Genomic DNA, 19,543 nt, shown 5'->3' with positions numbered 1-19,543 from the left:
TCAACAATTAAATCTAATATCCTTCTTAATTTTTAAAAAAATTTTGAAAAAGTAGGGCGAAATCGTGAACATTTGTAAAAAAAATGTTTTCTCACACGTTCGTAGTAGAAAATAGTCGATAAGAAAAGCGCAAGCGCCTTGGTCAGCCCCGACAAAATTAAGTTCGTGTAGGTATGAGAATTCATAGGCGGAGAATTTCCGTCTAATGTATATAGAGGCATCTTAAAAGGCAAATATAAGCGGAGATATTCCGCTTAACTGTTCTAAATAAGACGAAATCCAGAGGTTTGGATACTATAAACGGAAAAACTTCCGTTATTTATAAGGAAATATGGCCATTTCCCAATTTAAACGGAATTTTACCGTTTATTTTTCAAACATAGTGAAATCAACATTAAGTTATAACACAGCCTTTAAATAAAAAAGCGCTCGGATTACTTCACGAGCGCGATAACTTCAATCTCAACTAGTGCATCTTTTGGTAAACGAGCGACCTCAACGCAAGAACGTGCCGGTTTATGCGTTGAAAAATATTCGCCATATACTTCATTTACTGCAGCAAATTCATCCATATTTTTGATAAAGACCGTTGCTTTAACCACTGTTTCAAGTGATGCACCTGCTTCAGCCAGTACAGCCTGCAAATTTTTAAATACTTGATGGGTCTGTTCTTTCACATCTCCAGTTACCATAACCCCTTCAGCCGTTAATGGGATCTGCCCAGAGCTATAGAATAAATTATTGACGACAATCCCTTGAGAATATGGACCGATTGCAGCTGGTGCTTGATTCGTTTGAACAATTTTCATGTTAATCCCTCCAGATATTAAAATAATTACCCGCTTGTACACTAATCTTTTTATCTTTTACATCCACATCAGATAATTGTACTAGGGATAAATATTCATCAACTAACCGTTCTTGTATTTTTTCATCTTCCACTAAAACGGCAATCCCAGCAAGCTCTGAATTAAACTCCTCCAGCATGCTGATCATTCCCATTACCGTTCCGCCCGCTTTCATAAAATCATCGACAATGAGGACACGTGAATCCTGTCTCATACTTTTTTTGGAAAGGACCATTGTTTGAATCCTTTTAGCAGAACCAGAAACATAATTTATACTAACAGTGGGACCTTCTGTTACCTTACTGTCTCTTCGAACAATGACAACCGGTACATTCAACTGGCTTGCAACCGCATACGCTAATGGAATACCTTTTGTTGCGACCGTCATGACTACATCAATCTTCGTGTTGGCATAGGCGGATGCAATAATTCGTCCAGCCTTCTGAACAATTTGCGGGTCTCCAAGTATATCGGTTAAGTATAAATAGCCGCCTGGTAACAGTCGTTCAGGATTTGCAATTAACTGACAAAGTTCATTTACGAATGGTTCTGCTTTTTCTTGGCTTACTTTTACAAAAAATTTCACACCACCACTAGCCCCAGGTACTGTCTGCAATGTGCCAATTCCCCGTTGCTCAAAGGTCTCTTTTACAATCGCTAAATCTTCGCTAATTGAAGACTTTGCTGATTCATACCGCTCTGCAAAAAAAGTGAGCGGAACAAGCTGGCGTGGATGGTCCAGTAAATAATTTGTCATATCAATCAAACGTTCACTGCGGCGAAATTTCATAACTTACCCCCACAACCCGAATATTCTAATTAAAGAATATCATTATTGTACGCCTCTAATCAAGCGTATGTCGTTCTCCCAGCATCCGAACTGCAAAAACTTGATCGCAAAAACCTCTTAAGCCATTATAAATCCGATGCATTCTCGAATCATGCTGAACAATTCCAAACACAGTTGGTCCGCTGCCGCTCATTAACACCGCATCTGCGCCAAAACGCTTCATTTGGTCTTTAATTTGAGCAACTTCTGGATGGAGATTCAACGTGACATCTTCAAGAACATTTCCCACATTTTCGCACACTCGTGGATAGTCATGTTCTTTAATGGCCTGGACCATTCCAAAAATATCCGGATGCTTAGTACCCTTCAAATCCAACCGTCGATAAACTTCAGCAGTTGAAACTCCAATAAACGGCTTTGCTAAAATAACCCAACATGTTGGCGGAGGCGGAAGTTCTGTAATCATTTCCCCTCTGCCCGTTGCCAAAGCAGTGCCACCATAGACACAAAAAGAAACATCTGAGCCGATTTCACTGCCGAGCTTTGCCAACTCATCTAAACTTAAGCCGAGATCCCACAATTTATTTAACCCACGTAAGGTTGCTGCTGCATCACTGCTTCCTCCAGCTAAGCCAGCTGCCACCGGAATCGTTTTTTCAATCGAAATCAATACACCCTTCTTAACCTCAAAACGGTCCTTTAACAGCTGTGCTGCTTGATAAGCCAAGTTACGCTGGTCATCTGGAACATAGCGATTATGAGAAAGAATATGTATTTTATCTTGTTCTAGTAAGGTTAATTCAACCCGGTCGGCCAAATCAATGGTAGTCATAATCATTTCAACTTCATGGTAGCCATCGGGTCGTTTATGTAAAACATCTAGTGCTAAATTTATTTTGGCCGGTGCTTTGACTAAAAGCTTCAAATACATCCACCTCCTTTTGTTTTGTCTGCCAAACACCCTATGGGCGTTTTTGTAACACATCCAAAATTCTACATTTTGTCCTATTTTACCACAAATTGATTAAAGTAAGACGTCCGATATGATATATCTATCTAATTTTATTATTATAACAGTCGATTTCCGTCGAAAAAAGCCATAATTTCATAAGAAAAGTGCAAGGCGCTTAGCTTTCGGCGACAAGCACAAGACGAGCCGGCCGAAAGGTTGTTCTTTAACCTTTTGGACGGATTGATCTAAATGTGGAGGCGACTGCTTTGGGACGGAGGCATAAGACGCACCCTGTAAGAAGGCGTTTTTTGCCTTCTTCAGGGGGTGGCTTATGACTTGAGTCCCAAGGAGCCTCAACTGGATATGCTTGTGACCTCGAGCCGATGGCGCCTGGAGCTGGACATTTCTCAAAGTTAAACGCTTATCTCTTTAAAAAAAGAGGCCAGTGCAACTGGTCCCTTTATGGTACCCTGCACTGGCCCTGCTGTGGTCAAGATTTGTTTAAGCTTTGCGGTGTAGTATGATGACTGTTAAGATTGACGATTCTGGTTAATTAGCTGCTGCTGTGCTAATTCAATAGCCCGTTTTACCATATTTCCCGCATCTTTAGCACGGATGCCGCCCCAGCCTTCTCTTTGGACAACATCATAAAAACCAAGTTCTTTCGCAAGCTCCTCTTTAAAGCGATGAGACATGACTCCTCTTCTTCGACCCATCTAAACAACCCCTTTCATACCACAGCATTTTTAGTATGTAAAAGAATATGCATTTTCATTAAGAAAAGCGCAAGCGCCTTGGTCAGCCACGACAAGCTTAAGACGGTCCCAAAATGAAGGCGCTTTTTGCCTTCCTTTTGGGAGTGGCTTAAGACCTCGAGGGGCTAGGCGCTGAAGCTGGACAATTCTCGAAGCCGAAAATTTATATTTTCTTATTCCTTATAAACAGCAAAAAGCAGTAAACCCTTTGGTTTACTGCCAATGATTGCTTATATACTAACTTAAAGCTACGTGTCCTGCTGCTTCATCATAGAAAGTAATTTGAACGGTTTCTGTTAAAACATCTGCATAGCTGTATGAAACACGCTCAAACGAGTTTTCATCTTGATCTAACTCAATTACAAAAACAGACGGGTAAGTTTCTGCTAAAACTCCGGAACGCTCAATCGTTTTCCTTCGTCCGCCATTGGCTTTTAGCAATAATCTTTTTCCCAAATTCGTGTCAAGAGCCTTTTTAATATCGGCTAAGGTTTTTGGCATTCGGTCCACCTCACTGTGTAAAGTATAACACACTGACATAGTTCTGTCAAACAAAATAATAAATTATATCAGTCCAACAAAATGATTGTCAATATTTTTTGTTCTACTTTTTCCACTAATTTTCAACAATGTTATCCTTGCCTTATTAGAGGGTTAATATGTATATAATTTTTTAAAATAAATGCGCGCCTATAGATGAAAGGGGAGCTAATTTATTATTTCTCAGCTCCACTTCTTAATAGGCTTATTCCTCTTCTTCAATGATTGGCCGATATGGCATGCCCGTCCGGAGTACTCCTTTTGTTTCTATTCCTCCGAGTCCTTTATCACCTGTTAATGTGTTCCTTAATACATCCCAGACATTGATGCGTTCCATAAACGGGGTAAAGCTAATTTTGGCCACGATATAGACAGGATCAAGTGCATGAATATTAATTCGTGATGGCGAACTGGCAAAGTTTGCGCCTGCATGAATGAGGGATTCAAAATGGGATTGACAGGCTCCTGCAAAGATTACGAGTTGATCTAAGTGAGGGACCTTTTTGCGGGCCTCTTTGACGGTTTGGGCGAAATGCCAAGAATGTCGGTAAGCATTGATATCTGACATTTTCCCCTTTGCCTTTGAGTATGCATCGTGCCCTGTAACGACTAGAATATCTGGACGGTATTGGTCCATTAAGGGGCCTATTCTTTCAGGCATTTCCTTTTCATTACAATGTAACCCTACCACTGGTATGCCGATTTTTTCGTACACTGCCATGCATTTTTTTAAGTAGGAGGGATCACCATCTAGGTGAAGTACTTTGCCAGGGATTTGAAAATAATTGCTAGGTTTCACATAACCGCCTGTCGCTGCGTATTCCTGCTGATGCTTTATCAGATCAACGTCCTGCCTAAACAGCCTTAGAGACTGTTCTTCCAGTGTTCTATATTCTTGCTGCAGTTTTACCCGTTCATTTTGATTAAGGATGACCAAATCAGTGTAAGGCGCATCTGCTACCAGACGGAAATCCTCCCCATAGAGAATAGCAACCTTCTGGCCGTTTATATGTTGAATATCGATCACACGGAACATGAGGTCACAATGATACGATTTTCTTCCGACAATATCCATTACCTGTATTTCCACTGCTGTCACTCCAATAAGACCAATTTAGGCCTTTTAATTATGGGTTCATCAATAGGCTATGCAGGGAATGTTGTCCTTGTTAAATCTTTTAGAAAAATAATACTTTAGGAGGGGGATATTCGTGGAAATATCAAAGCCACGTTATATGAAATGATTGTGATGAAGGACAAGTTCCCTCTCGGTTTCCTTGATAGTGTCCTTCATCAATAACAAGTGAGCAAAAAAAAAGGTCCCCATGACTAGTAGTCATGAAGACATAAAAGTTTAATGATAATAGGAATACAGTTCATCTGCTAACCGGCCAAATTCTTCTAAGGAAAGCGTCTCTCCTCTGCGGGTTGGGTCGATTCCACTGGCATTTAATGCTGATAGAATCTCCTCCTTCTTCTGTTTTCCATCCGGCAGCTGACTAGTTAAATTGTTTAGTAGCGTTTTCCTTCTTTGAGCAAAACTTGCCTTGGTCACCTGGAAAAAGAAACCCTCATCCTTCACCACTACAGCCGGCTGCTTCCGTTTCGTTAATCGAATCACAGCAGAATCTACATTTGGCTGTGGAACAAACACTGTTTTTGGTACAATCATCACAGTCTCTGCCTCAGTATAATACTGAACAGCAATCGATAGCGAGCCATATTCCTTCGTTCCGGGTTTCGCCGCAATACGGTCTGCTACCTCTTTTTGCAGCATACAAACAATCCCGCGAATCGGCAGACGCTCCTCAAGCAGCTTCATGATAATCGGGGTTGTCACATAATAAGGCAGATTGGCAACCACCATAACATCAGCAAGCCCTTGAAACTCCTCCTCCATCACCGTCTTCACATCAGCCTCTAAAACATCTTTATGTATAACCTTCACATTTTCATATGGTGACAACGTATCCCGCAAAATAGGAAGCAATCTTTGATCAATTTCAAACGCAATCACCTTTTTGCTTGACCTTGCCAGCTGTTCCGTTAGTGCCCCAATCCCAGGTCCGATTTCAATCGCTCCTGAGTTCTCAGTTAAATCAGCAAAGCTGACAATTTTTTTTAAGATATTGGTATCAATTAAAAAGTTTTGCCCCAGGCTCTTTTTAAAAGAAAAACCATATTTTTCAAGTATCGCTCTCGTTCTGACTGGTGTTGCTATATCCTTATCCATTCTGTTCCTCCTGACGTATAACCATTAATGCTTCTGCAAATTCCTGTCTGCTGATCCGGAACATCATCAAACGCTTATGAAGTTGTTTTCCGTTCGTGTAGCCTATTTTTAAGAGCTTACCAAGCAGGATTCTCCGCTCCTTCGAGCCCTCCCCGCCAATCAGACCAGCGGTAACCAAGTCATCTTGAGTAATTTCCTCCAAAATGACCTCATGCATCATTTGTGCATCCTTTAATGCCTCTCTTATATCCTCTGGGCTGGCATGTTCTACCCCCAGACCCTTGCCGCCTTTAGCAATGGCTGCTTCCTTTGGTAAAAAGGCATGCTTACAGCCGGGAACAGCTGCAGCAATCGTCTTTCTAATTTTTTCACCAGGAAAGTCAGGATCGGTAAAGATGATAACACCACGTGAACTTTGAGCCCGCTTTATTTTTTCAATAGTCATTTGATTGACTGCCGAACCGTTTGTCTCGATGGTATCAGCATCAACAGCCCGCTTGATAGTCGTCGTATCATCTTTCCCCTCAACGACAATGATTTCTTTAATTTTCATGTAAAAATAAATGCCTCCGAATCATAAAATTAAATTGAAAAAATTGAAACATTTTTGTAATATCTTCGTCTATATTATTGATAGATTTCATAAAATTAGATATAAGAAAAGCGCAAGCGCCTTGGTCAGTCCCGACAAGCTTAAGACGCTCCCAAAAGGAAGGTGCTTTTTGCCTTCATTTTGGGAGTGGCTTAAGACCTCGAGGGACTAGGCGCTGGAGCTGGACAATTCTCGAAGTCGAAATTTATGCTTACCTATAATTTAAAGAAAAACACATCCACCCTGCCCGAGCAAATTCTGCACGAACTTGGCCCCCTACAGCTGGACAGTTTTCAAAATTCAATCCTATTCGTTGTTAGTATAAAGAATTTTAACAAAAAAGCAAAATGCAGAGGAATAAAATCCTCTGCACTCGTGAAATTAATTTAAGACTGTAATCTTAACTTTCTTACGCCCCCAGCGATAGCAATCCGCTTGCGAAGGCATTAATAAATCAATAATATACCCTCTTATGGCTCCGCCTGTATCAGCCGCCACAGCATACCCGTAGCCCTCTACATAGACTTTAGAACCAAGTGGGATAATTCTCGGGTCGACAGCTATTACTTTCATATTTGGATTAGCGCGGACATTAAGACCTGTAGCAGTCTGTCCGGAGCAGCCATTACAATAGGCGGTATAGGCAGTTGACATTACATAGAACTCTTTCCCCTTAGGTTCGGCACCGCGGGAAACCTGTAAAGCCAAATCTTTTGTACCGACTGCCACAATTCGATCCTGTTTCGGTAAGATATTCTGTTCGTTGATTAATTTTCTGCTAACTTCTTTGCCATTTTCCAGCACGACCTCATACTGTCTTGAAACACGCCCGTGCCTTCCAGGTGCAATCACTTTTTCTTGCCCTTTGTGCAAATTCTCATCCTTTTTCGTAACCACGGCAAATTGAACGGGTTCTTCCACTACATCGGTGACTTTTTCTACCCGAATAACGTTCACCACACCATTGTCTGGAATATGATTTGTTAATGGTGGTTCAACTCGGTCTAATTTATTTAGTTTTATGCCCTGTTGTGTTAAAAAGTCAGCGACCGTAGTCGAAGTGGTCCAAACCTTTTGCGCCTTTCCGCCGTCCACGTATGTAAGATGAAGAGCTAAATTAATCTTTAAATTCATCTTATCTTTAATTGCTGTTTGTGGATTTGCTGACATTTGATCGTGTTCCTTTAGTACAATCTTCTGCTCTTTTAGGAGTTCAGCCACAGTATCGGCTGTAGTCCAGATCGTTTTCTTCTCGTTGTCTTTGACAATGTGAACCATGTTCGCCTGCTTCCAAACGACGTTTAGGTCATCTCTAACCTTTGTACTTGCCTTTGGATACAGATAGTCTTTTGATGCGAGGGGTACATCCAGTTCATCGAATAATTCCTTGATGGTATCTGCATGTGTTTTCACAACCATCTTCTTGCCATCGAGTGTCATTGCTACAGTATTCTTTGAGCTTTCAAAAGAAAGAATCCCCAGAGTTGTAAGCAAAACTGCAAAACTAGCAAATATGATGGTCCATGACCTCCCGCTCAAAGACATTGGAAACAGGTTTTTCATGTTTTCGAATACGATGAAAAACGCCTCCTTTTCTTTGGAGAGATTATAGAGAACCATGCGATAAGCTTCCAATCCTTGCTAATCCTGTTAAGTTATCTCCTATTATGCACAACCTTCACAGCCTTGCAAAGAAAAACTTATCGACACGGTCATCCTATGTTGAAAAGGAGACATGTAGAACTTTTTGTTATCAGAAAAAATTAGGACAAGCTTCTTGTCATTTCGACAACATTCCTTAGCAATTTATGGCGAATAATTTTTTAGCATTTTGTGTCGTGGCTTGAGCTACTTCTTCAAATGTCAAGCCCTTTATTTCGGCAATTTGTTCCGCAACAAGCTTCACATATCCGGGTTCATTCCGTTTCCCGCGGTAAGGATGTGGAGCCAAATACGGGCAGTCAGTTTCAATTAATAATTTATCAAGGGGAATTTCAGCCGCCACTTCCTTTGGTTTTTTTGCATTTTTAAAGGTGACAGGACCTCCCAAGGAAATATAGAAGTTCATTTTCACACATTCTTTTGCTACTTCTGGACTGCCGCTAAAGCAATGCATGATTCCTCCTACTTCTTCCGCTTCCTCTTCTTTTAAGATTTCAACGATATCAGCCGTTGCTTCCCGATTATGAATGACGATTGGCAAATTCACCTTTTTAGCCAAACGAATTTGTCTGCGAAAAACCTCTTTCTGGATATCCTTTGGCGATTTGTCCCAATGATAGTCTAAGCCCATTTCACCTAAAGCCACCACTTTAGGATGTGAGGCTAATTCCTCAATCCAAGATAGGTCCTCATCAGTCATGTCAATCGCATCAACTGGATGCCAGCCAACGCAGGCATACATAAAGTCATATCTTTCAACTAACTCCATAGCCCTTTCAATCGTAGGGCGGTCAAAACCAACGATCACCATTTGGGAAACCCCTTCAGTTTGAGCCCTCCCAATAACCTCCTCAAGGTCTTCGTTATATTGCGTATCATTTAAATGGGCGTGTGTGTCGAATAACATAATAAATCTAATCCCTCTTTTCTATTTTTTTCTCTCCATTTTGTACTTCCCATATGATAATGTCAAAAAACACATATAAATGTTCCACGTGAAACATTAAAGGGCAAAGCTTGACATTTTTCGAAGTAAAAAGCGCCCTATTTGGGCGCTTTTTGTATAATTATTTTACCTTAGAGCCATTCGGCAGTGATTGATCAACCGTAGCGATTGAAAGTTGGCCATCCTTAGAACCAGCCAAAATCATCCCTTGTGATAATTCGCCGCGAAGTTTCACAGGCTTTAAGTTGGTAATACAAATAACTTTCTGCCCAACTAACTCCTCAGGTTTATAGTATTGAGCAATTCCGGAAACGACCTGCCGTTTTTCATAACCTAAATCCAGCTGAAGTTTTAGAAGTTTATCGGCCTTTTTAACCGGTTCAGCCTGAATTACTTCGGCTACACGTAAATCTACCTTCATAAAATCATCAATTGAAATTTCTGCAAGCTCCTCCGGCTTCTCTTCTTCTTTCTTTTCTTCCACAACCGGTGCACTGCCCTGCATTTTTGTTTTAATAAATTCTACCTCTTCAGCAATTTCAAGTCTTGGGAACAATGGAGCAGCTTTTTCTACCTTTGTGCCGCTTGGGATTAAGCCGAAATCTTCAAGGCTGTCCCATGTTTTTAATTCCTGTTCTTGTATACCTAATTGGGCAAAGATTCCATTAGGCGTACGTGTTAAAAACGGCTGTAATAGAATGGCAATTCTGCGCAAGGATTCTGCTAAATGGACCATTACACTAGCAAGCTCTCCCTTTTGCTCCTCATTTTTGGCCAATGTCCAAGGTTGTGTTTCATCAATATATTTATTCGTCCGGCTGACTAACTGCCAAATGGAGGTTAATGCTACAGAGAACTCCATTTTTTCCATGGCCTCTTCATATTTAGCGACGGTTTCACGATTAACTTGTAGTAATGATTCATCATATTCACTTACTGTACCAGCATAATCGGGAATCACACCTGCAAAATACTTTTCAATCATGGCTACGGTACGGTTTAATAGGTTTCCAAGATCATTAGCCAAATCAAAATTAATTCTCTCAACAAATCCCTCTGGTGTAAAAACGCCGTCTGCACCAAATGGAACTTCGCGTAATAAATAATAGCGAAGAGCATCTAGTCCGTAACGGTCAATTAGGGTAACCGGATCGACTACATTACCCTTTGATTTTGACATTTTCCCATCCTTCATTAGTAACCAGCCATGGGCAAATACCTTCTTTGGAAGAGGTAAATCTAAGGCCATTAACATAATCGGCCAATAAATCGTGTGGAATCGGACAATTTCCTTCCCAACAAGGTGAACATCTGCCGGCCAATACTTTTTATATTTAGCTTCGTCTTCCGTACCATACCCTAACGCTGTAATATAATTGGAAAGTGCATCAATCCATACATAGATTACATGTTTCGGATTGCCGGGGACCTTAACTCCCCAATCAAAGGTTGTCCTTGACACTGCTAAATCCTCTAGACCAGGCTTAATAAAATTATTAATCATTTCATTTTTACGGGACTCCGGTTGAATGAACTCTGGATTTTCCTCGTAATATTGTAAAAGTCTGTCCACATACTTACTCATTCTAAAAAAGTATGATTCTTCCTTAACTTTTTCTACTGGCCGTCCGCAATCAGGACAATTCCCCTCTACTAACTGACGGTCGGTAAAAAAGGATTCACAGGGTGTACAATACCAGCCTTCATATTGATCAAGATAAATATCACCTTGTTCTAAGAGCTTAGCAAAGATTTTTTCAACTACCTGTTTATGTCTATCTTCAGTAGTCCGGATAAAATCATCATAAGAAATATCAAGCTTGTTCCAAAGGTCTTTAATCCCTCCGACAATCTCATCCACATACTGTTGTGGTGTAATCCCTTTTTCTTCAGCCTTGCGCTGGATTTTTTGCCCATGCTCATCCGTACCTGTTAAATACATGACATCAAACCCACGCAACCGTTTGTAACGCGCCATCGCATCACCAGCTACAGTTGTATAAGCATGTCCTATATGTAAATTTCCACTTGGATAATAAATAGGTGTGGTTAAGTAAAACGTCTTTGATTTGTCCTCCATCATTTTCCCTCCTATACAATACAAAACCCATTAAACCATTATTGCCTCTTTTTAGCGCTTCTATCATCAAAATATACCGAAAAATTAACTTTTGTGCAAGAATGCCTATTACTAGATTTCCAGATTTTTAAAATTTCTTCCTATTACACCCATAAAAACTACAAATACTGCGAAATTTATTAAGAAAAAAAAGGATTTTTGTAGAAGTATGTCGAAGTGTTATTATATATAGGAGCATCAAAAGATGTTTTTAATTCAATAGCATTATGAACTAGCTTGTATATACAGAACCCTGATATATCAACAATTCTGTGAATGGAAAAATTTTCACTGCCACTTTATAAAATAAATAATTGACGGATATTGGAAGTACTGGTATTATGAAAATATAAGAACTTTGTCGAATTATGGCGAATTACGATAATGAGAAAGACAGATAAATAATATGATTGATTACGAGAGGAGACAATTAAAATGAAATCTACAGGTATTGTTCGTAAAGTTGATGAGTTAGGCCGTGTGGTTATTCCGATTGAATTAAGACGTACACTTGGTATCGCAGAAAAGGATGCTCTTGAAATTTATGTGGACGATGAGCGCATTATCTTGAAAAAATATAAGCCAAATATGACTTGCCAAGTAACTGGTGAAGTTTCTGATGATAATTTAGCTCTTGCTGGCGGCAAGCTAATCCTTAGCCGTGAAGGTGCAGAACAATTATTAGAAGAAATTCAAAAAAACTTTGAACTTGTAAAGTAAAAAATAAAGTCTCCAGCACATAAACGTGCTGGAGTTTTTTAATGCTCATCAATATGATAAGCCTGATAAACCTCGCGCTTATGAATAGTCCGATCCTTCGCTGTTTGTTTAATTGCATCCTTCGAAGAAAGACTGTTCACAGTTATGTAATGATTAACATGTTCTTCAATTGATAATTCCTGCCACCAGTGTGCCTCTTGCTCTTCTTCTTCCTGTAATGGTGATTCTTCTACAATCAGACAGAATTCACCTCGAATTTCATCTATATTAGCCCACTCGATCGTTTCTTCAAGATTTCCGCGAATGAATTCCTCGTACTTTTTGGTTAATTCCCGGCAAATAACAATCTTCCGATTACCAAGGACATCAAGCATGAGGGCTAAGGTTTCTTTCAAACGATGGGGAGATTCATAAAAGATTAAAGTAGCTCGTTGTTTCCTCAATTTCTCTAATTCCGCCCGCTTCTCCTTCTTATTGCGATGCAAAAATCCAAAAAAGTAAAAAGGCTGGCACGCTATTCCTGATGCAATCAAGGATGTGAGTGCTGCATTTGCCCCTGGCAACGGGACTACAGTCAATTGTTCATGAATCGCTGCCTGGACAAGCTCATAGCCAGGGTCCGAAATGGCTGGCATTCCTGCATCACTTACGAGCGCTACCTTAAAGCCTTGTTTGATTTTTTCCATCAGCTTTTCGCCGCTCGCTTCTTTATTATGTTCATGATAGCTGACAATCTGTGTATCAATTTCAAAATAATTACACAATTTTTTGGTATTTCTTGTATCCTCAGCCGCAATCAAATCTGCTTCTTTTAAAATTCGTATGGCTCGAAAGCTCATATCTTCCAGATTTCCTATCGGAGTAGGAACAAGATAGAGAATTCCCTTATTCGCTTCATTTTCAAAGCTTTTCTGTTGCCACATCCAGCTCACCCGCTCTCATTAAATACTCCAATTTCTTCTTCCTTGTTAATTGTTTAAACCAATATTCCGCCTTTAAGGCCTCACTTTTACTATCGTATGCTTGATAATAGGTGAGCTTAACAGGTCCTCTGCCACGTGTATATTTTGCCCCTTTGCCTTCATTATGCTGTCGGGTTCGGCGTTTAAGATCATTCGTATAGCCGCCATATAAACTTCCATCTCTGCACGTTAAGACATAAAAGTAATGACCGCTACTCTCCATATAAAATCCCTCTAATTTCTGGAGTATATTCGTCTACTTCATTATACACAATGAGTGGAGGCAATATTTTTAAATCCGGACTTCCATCCTTGATTGCTTCTACTAATAAGATATTTGCTTCCTTTCCTTGCTTTGGGTAGACAAATTGAATCCGTTTGGGTTCAAGCCTATACTGGCGCATTAATGTTAAAATATCAATCAGCCTTCCAGGACGATGAACAAAAGCAACCTTCCCTCCCTGCCGTACTAACTGACTGGAAGCTTTTATAGCATCTTCTAGCGTACAAAGAATCTCATGACGGGCAATCGCTAAATGCTCATTCGGATTGATTTCATCCTTTGATGGGGTAATAAAGTAAGGGGGATTACAGGTCACCACATCAAAATTCCCATACCCTAATGCTTTAGGCATTTCTTTAATATCACCATGTATCATGTTTAAACGGTCCTCAAGACCATTGTATTCGATACTTCGAACAGCCATATCGTATAAGCGTTCTTGTATTTCGACACCTGTAATCTTTCCCTTTGTCCGTACACTTAAAAATAATGGAATGACCCCGTTACCACTGCAGAGATCAAGTAGATTTCCCTTTTGAATCGGTACATAAACAAAGCGAGCCAGTAAAACGGCATCAAGGGAAAAAGCAAATACAGAAGGGCTTTGAATAATTCGCAGCTTTTCAGCTAGTAAATAATCAAGCCGTTCATCTTCCTTTAAGTACACCACAACAAACCATCCTAACTACTTTAGATATGAAAATAGAGGCTGCATGTATCAGCCTCTTTAGGTTATTTCTTATTAAGAAAAGAAAGACAAAATAAACAATCGCCTTCCTTACGTAAGCTGCCAAAATGAAGATTACAAATATGAAACCCCTCTTGATAAAGTCTCGCAAGGTTATCATATCCTTCTCCCACATCGAAATGCTTTCCTCTTGGGGATTCCGCAGCTACAGCAGTACCCTGTTTTGTTTCCGCTGCTTTCTTTTCTTCTTCCGTGGTTACATCTAGACGACGCCTTAGATGCTCATTTTCAAGTTTCAAATAATGATTCTCTTCTAGTATCTCGGCTAAATGCTGCTTTAATTCCCCTAATTGCTGGTAAAGATGGCCAATTTGTGTTTCCATATTACTTACTGATTCAAATATTTCCTTTTTATCCACGGCTTCCACCTCTTAATCTGTGGATTGTATAGAAAAGGCACCTTCTTTAATGATTTCATCCAAAGTATACTCCAGAACCCGTTCTTGTTCCTTTAGTTCCACCTGAAGTACCCGCTCTAATATATTTAATCCTACCACTTTTCCTTTACCCTGTGGTGTTTCAATAATTTCCCCTAAATCAGGCAGAGCTTCTTTAGCGGATTCATATTCATCATTTTCATATTTTAAACAGCACATAAGTCTTCCGCACAGACCAGAAATCTTGGTTGGATTCAATGAAAGGTTTTGATCCTTCGCCATCTTAATCGAGACAGGATCAAAATCACCTAAAAATGTGGAACAGCATAGCATTCTTCCACAAGGTCCAATTCCACCAAGCATTTTAGCTTCATCTCGAACACCAATTTGGCGGAGCTCAATACGTGTCCGAAAAATAGCTGCCAAATCTTTTACTAGCTCTCGGAAATCAACTCTTCCATCTGCTGTAAAGTAGAAGATGACCTTGTTTCGGTCAAACGTATATTCAACATCCACTAGTTTCATATCCAGCTGATGTTCATGAACTTTGCTATTACAAACCTCATAAGCTTCTTGGGCTGCTTGCTTATTTTCATCAACAATCATTCGATCCTTTTGGTCAGCAATTCTGACCACCTTTTTTAATGGAAGGACAACATCATTTTCCTCAACCTGTTTACGGGCAATCACTGCCCTCCCATATTCAACGCCGCGAACTGTTTCGACAATGACAAAGTCATCCTTTTCAATTGAGAGGTCTCCCGGATCAAAATAATAGATTTTCCCCGCCTTTTTAAAGCGTACTCCTACAACATCATACAAATGAAGATCCCTCCTGCAATTTTAACACAAGCTGTTCCATCATCAGCTGAGGATTCATATTTGCCTGCAGCTTCCTTTTGGCATCAAGAATAGCTGCCATTTGATCCGATAAGCGTCGTCCAGATGTTTGCAGGGCATATTGTTTTAAACGTTCCTTCTCCTCTATAAAAACAAGCTGCTCCTGCCTATCTAATTGTATATATAGTAAATCCTTAAATATAAGAAGTAAAAGATCTAAACCACGTTGAATCTGTTCTTTCTCTCTAAAGTGTGAAAACCAATCACTCTGAAGTGTAACCATGGCCTCGAGTGGATTCTTTTTTAACACCTCATACAATTTTACCACTATTTTTTGGGCTTGTGCAAACCATTCATCAACATTTAATTTGAGAGCTTCTTCCAAATTATTGGTTAATTGCGCTAAAACGCTCGCCTTTGCAGGATTCACCCCATTGTCCACCAACTGCTTCATCATCATCTGAGGTGCTAATGGCTGGAACACCAAAGTCTGACACCTCGATAAAATGGTCGGTAACAGCTGTTGGACCTGCTCAGTTAAAAGAAAAGCTACTGTACCTGGATTTGGTTCCTCCAAAAACTTCAATAAACTATTGGAAGCACTTACGCTCATTTTATCAGCATGTGAAATTAAGTAAACTTTATTGGTAGATTCTACTCCCTTTTTAGCAAACTCCGCTTGCAGGTTTCGAATTTGTTCGACTTTAATTGATAAGCCGTCTGGTTCCACCATATGTACATCAGGATGGTTACCATTATTAATTCTAAGACAGTTATTACAAGACTCGCAAGGTTTGTAACCTTCAACTAGCTGTTCACAAAATAGCGATTTTGTCAGCAATAAGCCGATTTCCTTTTTTCCTGTCCCTCTCATTCCTTCAAAAAGGTACGCATGGGCCACTCGATTTTTTAACAAGCTGTTTTTTAACATTCTTAGTACAGTTGGTTGCAGCTCTACTAGTTGATCCCATGTTTTTACCAAATTAATCACTCACGTTTCTTTTTTAAAAATGCATATATTGTTCAATTGGCAGGACAAATATGGTGGCTCCCCCTACCTCAACCTCTACAGGATAAGGTACATAAGAATCTGCATTTCCACCCATAGGGGAAACAGGGGCTACAAGCTGATCCCTAGACCTGCAATTGTCTTTAATAATTTGGAGAGCCCGGTCTACTCGAATATCCTCGGTACCAATCATAAAGGTCGTGTTCCCCGACTTCAAGAAACCTCCGGTACTAGCTAATTTGGTTGCTCTAAAATTATTATCTACTAATGCTTTAGATAAACGATTGCTATCTTGGTCTTGAACGACGGCTATGATCATTTTCATATGGAACACCCTCTCCTCTATTTCCTTTATTTTTATTATAACAGGTTATCTTCTGACATACCTTTTTATAGATATAAACTAGAACTATTTTTTATGAAAAAAAGCCTTATGGTAAAGGCTATTTCTTTGCTATTCTTTCTTTAATAATACTTAAGGTTTTTTGATATACCTGATCTACTGTACCTGAAGCATCTATCTGTACTATTCGATTGGGAAAACGTTGCATTAAGAGATGATAACCTTCTCTGACTTTATGGTGAAAATCGAGATTTTCTAAATCAAGGCGGTTTACTTCTCTGTCTTTACTTTTACTAATCCGGGTCAACCCTAATTCTGGTTTAATATCAAAGTAAATCGTCAACTCTGGGCTAAGGTTCTCGATGGCAAATTCATTAATTGCATATACCTCATCTATTCCTAACCCACGCGCGTATCCTTGATACGCCAATGAACTATCAACAAAGCGATCACATAAAACAATTTTTCCCTCCTCAAGTGCAGGTTTTACCTTTTCAATTAAATGCTGTCTTCTTGCCGCCGCATAGAGGAGTGCTTCGGTTCGAGGGTCCATAGCAGTATTTTCTTTATCTAAAATCACTCTTCTAATTTGCTCTGCTATTTCGATGCCCCCAGGTTCCCTTGTCAGTAGAACATCGTTTAGTTCTTTCGCTATTAAATTAATAATCGTCGTCTTTCCAGCCCCGTCCGGACCTTCAAATGTTATAAAAATCCCATTCTCTTTCAAAATAAAACCTCCAGTATGTATCTACGTTGTACAGAATACCATTATATAGCCCCCTCTTAAACGAGAGCTTGTTCCCTGAAATCTTGCACCTGTTTGTAATAAAGTTTTTAGCCGGTAGAGCTTTTCATCTGTTATTTTTTCACCTTTAAAGAGCAAAGGAATTCCAGGTGGATACGGAGTGATCGTTTCCCCAGAAACCAATCCTGATGCCTGCTCTATCTCAACCTCCATTAATCGTAGTTTGTCCATTTCACTAAAACGGACTGCTAATTCTGAAATTCTTTCATCCCCGGTCAGAAATGTTTTTTTCATTTCACATATTGGCAATCCATTGAGGGCTCTTTTTATTTTTTCTGCCGTCTCACCCAGTGGATAGAATTGGCCCTTTTTTAATAGTGGTAAAATCAATAAAACATTAAGTGGATCTGCTAATTCTGTATAAATGCCGTACGACTCGAATTTTTTTTGTAGTTCAAATCCACTTAAACCGCACTTTGATTGTATCGTAATTTTAAGTACATCTCCCTGATTTCCCGGAAAGGTTAAAACTTTTATCGTTTCAATTTGTGTTAATGCTTCTTTAAAGGAATTAATCTCTGATAAGAGATATTTTAAGTCGTTATTTTCATAGGCTGCTAAATAATGTCTGGCTACATCGAGTGAGGCCATAATGGGATAAGATGGGCTACTGGATTGAAAAATCCCTAGATAGTCTTTTATCATTTCCCAGTTTACAAGGTTACTATTTATATGGATAAAGGAACCCATTGTCATAGCCGGCAAAGTCTTATGTGCAGAATGAACAACAACATCGGCACCTAATTGCAGTGCTGATACCGGAAAAGGGTCTCCAATGGTAAAATGCGCCCCATGTGCCTCATCAACTAACACAGGAATTTGTTTATGATGGGCAAAATCAATTATTTTTTTTAATTCATAAACCATGCCGTAATAATTCGGATAAGTTAAGATGATAGCTTTTGCATCCGGATAACGGTATATGGCCTGTTGAATGGTGTCCATACTGATACCTGCTGCAACTTTCCATTCCTGATTTACTTCCGGTTCAAGGAATACTGGCACTGCTTTTGCTAATTTAAGCGCATTTAACACCGATTTATGGCAGTTTCTTTGAACGAGGATGGTTGCATCCTCTCTGCAGGCTGCCATAATCATAGCAAGGTTGCCTACAGTAGAACCATTCACTAGAAAAAAACTTTTATTAGTCTGATATAACTGGGATAATAGCTCTTCTGCTTCTTTGATAGGTCCTTCTGGTGAATGAAGATCATCTAATCCTTCTAATTCTGTAGCATCTATTTTCAATACCCCTGAAAAAAACACATCCTGATTATATGGGGTCAATAAACCATATTTATGGCCGGGTACATGAAATGAAACAGGGTTCTTACCATTATGTTCCCTTAAAGCATTGTATAAGGGTGTTTGCAGTTGATTTCTCATTCTTTATCTTCCTTGCTTTTTAATCCGTACTAACGTAACATCTCTTTATTTTAGCAAAAAAGAGTTTGATTTCCCATTTCTCTCAAAAAAAATAAAGCCCTTTAGAGGACTTGTTATGAAAATATTTCTGGAGTGGTGATTTTTCTTAGCTGTTTTAAAAAATATTTATATCTCGGGTCATTTGTATCGGTATGAATTAAATCATTTTCACAATCTGTGCAAATAAAAGAAGAATATAGATGTATGCCTTTTGGTTTTAGACTCTCACAAATAACGCATGTTTCTTCATAATAATGATGTGTTACCAATGAACTCAATCCCTCCACCTCCATACATCCATTCTGTCCGTAAATTGATATTTGTATACAATTTTTTGAATACTCTTTTCAGATGGCTCCTGTATTATCTTATGTTATTGCCGCTTCTTGGGTGTATGTCTATCTGCGTTTTCTTTGAAAACACTTCGTACTTTTTTGCTTTTTCCAAACTTTTAATCAAAAAATACAAAAAAGGACAATCCTTCCGGATTGTCCTTAAAGTGCCTGGCAACGTCCTACTCTCACAGGGACAAGGTCCCAACTACCATCGGCGCTGAGAAGCTTAACTTCCGTGTTCGGTATGGGAACGGGTGTG

The 19,543-nt window shown here is 39.5% G+C and carries 22 protein-coding genes and 1 rRNA gene; 1 reads left to right on the top strand and 22 read right to left on the bottom strand.

What is annotated here, in order from left to right:
• Positions 1–434 precede the first annotated feature (434 nt).
• From ridA to metG, 11 genes are all read right to left on the bottom strand, one after another.
• A complete protein-coding gene (gene ridA / locus JOC76_RS25605; RefSeq protein ID WP_205181642.1) occupies positions 435–809 on the bottom strand; it encodes a 2-iminobutanoate/2-iminopropanoate deaminase in 375 nt (124 codons plus the stop codon).
• A gap of 1 nt (position 810) precedes the next feature.
• Positions 811–1,638, bottom strand: a complete 828-nt coding sequence (purR, locus tag JOC76_RS25600; RefSeq protein ID WP_205181641.1) for a pur operon repressor — start codon at positions 1,636–1,638, stop codon at positions 811–813.
• 55 nt (positions 1,639–1,693) lie between these two features.
• Positions 1,694–2,563 carry a 4-(cytidine 5'-diphospho)-2-C-methyl-D-erythritol kinase gene (gene ispE, locus JOC76_RS25595; RefSeq protein WP_205181640.1) on the bottom strand — a complete coding sequence of 290 codons (870 nt, stop codon included), beginning with the start codon at positions 2,561–2,563 and terminating at the stop codon, positions 1,694–1,696.
• A 557-nt stretch (positions 2,564–3,120) separates the two neighbouring features.
• Positions 3,121–3,306, bottom strand: a complete 186-nt coding sequence (locus JOC76_RS25590) for a small, acid-soluble spore protein, alpha/beta type (RefSeq protein ID WP_205181639.1) — start codon at positions 3,304–3,306, stop codon at positions 3,121–3,123.
• 276 nt (positions 3,307–3,582) lie between these two features.
• Positions 3,583–3,846 carry a biofilm formation stimulator Veg gene (veg, locus tag JOC76_RS25585; RefSeq protein ID WP_205181638.1) on the bottom strand — a complete coding sequence of 88 codons (264 nt, stop codon included), beginning with the start codon at positions 3,844–3,846 and terminating at the stop codon, positions 3,583–3,585.
• Positions 3,847–4,090: 244 nt separating this feature from the next.
• Complete coding sequence (gene yabG, locus JOC76_RS25580; protein ID WP_205181637.1) at positions 4,091–4,975, bottom strand: sporulation peptidase YabG; 885 nt, start codon at positions 4,973–4,975, stop codon at positions 4,091–4,093.
• A gap of 264 nt (positions 4,976–5,239) precedes the next feature.
• The gene (gene rsmA, locus JOC76_RS25575; RefSeq protein WP_205181636.1) at positions 5,240–6,118 is read right to left on the bottom strand and encodes a 16S rRNA (adenine(1518)-N(6)/adenine(1519)-N(6))-dimethyltransferase RsmA; all 879 of its coding nucleotides are present in this window, start codon (positions 6,116–6,118) and stop codon (positions 5,240–5,242) included.
• Entirely contained in the window at positions 6,111–6,671 is a 561-nt protein-coding gene (gene rnmV / locus JOC76_RS25570; RefSeq protein ID WP_205181635.1) for a ribonuclease M5, read from the bottom strand. The genes rsmA and rnmV overlap by 8 nt, the downstream gene beginning before the upstream one ends.
• A gap of 420 nt (positions 6,672–7,091) precedes the next feature.
• Positions 7,092–8,273, bottom strand: a complete 1,182-nt coding sequence (locus tag JOC76_RS25565) for a G5 and 3D domain-containing protein (protein WP_205181634.1) — start codon at positions 8,271–8,273, stop codon at positions 7,092–7,094.
• 235 nt (positions 8,274–8,508) lie between these two features.
• A complete protein-coding gene (locus JOC76_RS25560; protein ID WP_205181633.1) occupies positions 8,509–9,279 on the bottom strand; it encodes a TatD family hydrolase in 771 nt (256 codons plus the stop codon).
• Between the two features lie 160 nt (positions 9,280–9,439).
• Positions 9,440–11,398 (bottom strand): methionine--tRNA ligase, encoded by a 1,959-nt coding sequence (metG, locus tag JOC76_RS25555; protein WP_205181632.1) that lies wholly within the window; start codon positions 11,396–11,398, stop codon positions 9,440–9,442.
• Positions 11,399–11,866: 468 nt separating this feature from the next.
• Between metG and abrB the strand changes: the two genes are divergently transcribed.
• Positions 11,867–12,157, top strand: coding sequence for a transition state genes transcriptional regulator AbrB (gene abrB, locus JOC76_RS25550; protein ID WP_205181672.1), 291 nt, complete (start codon positions 11,867–11,869; stop codon positions 12,155–12,157).
• Positions 12,158–12,195: 38 nt separating this feature from the next.
• On the opposite strand, the gene rsmI is transcribed toward abrB, so the two are convergent.
• From rsmI to rrf, 11 genes are all read right to left on the bottom strand, one after another.
• A complete protein-coding gene (gene rsmI / locus JOC76_RS25545; protein WP_205181631.1) occupies positions 12,196–13,080 on the bottom strand; it encodes a 16S rRNA (cytidine(1402)-2'-O)-methyltransferase in 885 nt (294 codons plus the stop codon).
• Positions 13,058–13,342, bottom strand: coding sequence for a GIY-YIG nuclease family protein (locus JOC76_RS25540; RefSeq protein ID WP_205181630.1), 285 nt, complete (start codon positions 13,340–13,342; stop codon positions 13,058–13,060). The genes rsmI and JOC76_RS25540 overlap by 23 nt, the downstream gene beginning before the upstream one ends.
• The gene (locus JOC76_RS25535) at positions 13,332–14,072 is read right to left on the bottom strand and encodes a tRNA1(Val) (adenine(37)-N6)-methyltransferase (RefSeq protein ID WP_205181629.1); all 741 of its coding nucleotides are present in this window, start codon (positions 14,070–14,072) and stop codon (positions 13,332–13,334) included. The genes JOC76_RS25540 and JOC76_RS25535 overlap by 11 nt, the downstream gene beginning before the upstream one ends.
• Before the next feature lie 62 nt (positions 14,073–14,134).
• Positions 14,135–14,509 (bottom strand): DNA replication initiation control protein YabA, encoded by a 375-nt coding sequence (yabA, locus tag JOC76_RS25530; protein ID WP_205181628.1) that lies wholly within the window; start codon positions 14,507–14,509, stop codon positions 14,135–14,137.
• 12 nt (positions 14,510–14,521) lie between these two features.
• Positions 14,522–15,349, bottom strand: coding sequence for a PSP1 domain-containing protein (locus JOC76_RS25525; RefSeq protein ID WP_205181627.1), 828 nt, complete (start codon positions 15,347–15,349; stop codon positions 14,522–14,524).
• Positions 15,342–16,349, bottom strand: a complete 1,008-nt coding sequence (gene holB / locus JOC76_RS25520; RefSeq protein ID WP_205181626.1) for a DNA polymerase III subunit delta' — start codon at positions 16,347–16,349, stop codon at positions 15,342–15,344. Before holB ends, JOC76_RS25525 begins: the two co-directional genes overlap by 8 nt.
• A gap of 22 nt (positions 16,350–16,371) precedes the next feature.
• Positions 16,372–16,701, bottom strand: a complete 330-nt coding sequence (gene darA, locus JOC76_RS25515) for a cyclic di-AMP receptor DarA (protein ID WP_205181625.1) — start codon at positions 16,699–16,701, stop codon at positions 16,372–16,374.
• 118 nt (positions 16,702–16,819) lie between these two features.
• Positions 16,820–17,446: a dTMP kinase gene (tmk, locus tag JOC76_RS25510; protein WP_205181624.1), complete on the bottom strand. Its 627-nt coding sequence runs from the start codon at positions 17,444–17,446 to the stop codon at positions 16,820–16,822.
• 21 nt (positions 17,447–17,467) lie between these two features.
• Positions 17,468–18,910 (bottom strand): aminotransferase class I/II-fold pyridoxal phosphate-dependent enzyme, encoded by a 1,443-nt coding sequence (locus JOC76_RS25505; RefSeq protein ID WP_205181623.1) that lies wholly within the window; start codon positions 18,908–18,910, stop codon positions 17,468–17,470.
• A gap of 113 nt (positions 18,911–19,023) precedes the next feature.
• A complete protein-coding gene (locus tag JOC76_RS25500; RefSeq protein WP_205181622.1) occupies positions 19,024–19,242 on the bottom strand; it encodes a sigma factor G inhibitor Gin in 219 nt (72 codons plus the stop codon).
• Positions 19,243–19,450: 208 nt separating this feature from the next.
• Positions 19,451–19,543 (bottom strand): 5S ribosomal RNA (gene rrf, locus JOC76_RS25495); the annotation flags it as partial.

It is taken from the genome of Neobacillus cucumis (assembly GCF_016908975.1).
GTDB lineage: Bacteria > Bacillota > Bacilli > Bacillales > Cytobacillaceae > Neobacillus > Neobacillus cucumis.
This window is presented reverse-complemented; position numbering and strand designations above follow the sequence as displayed.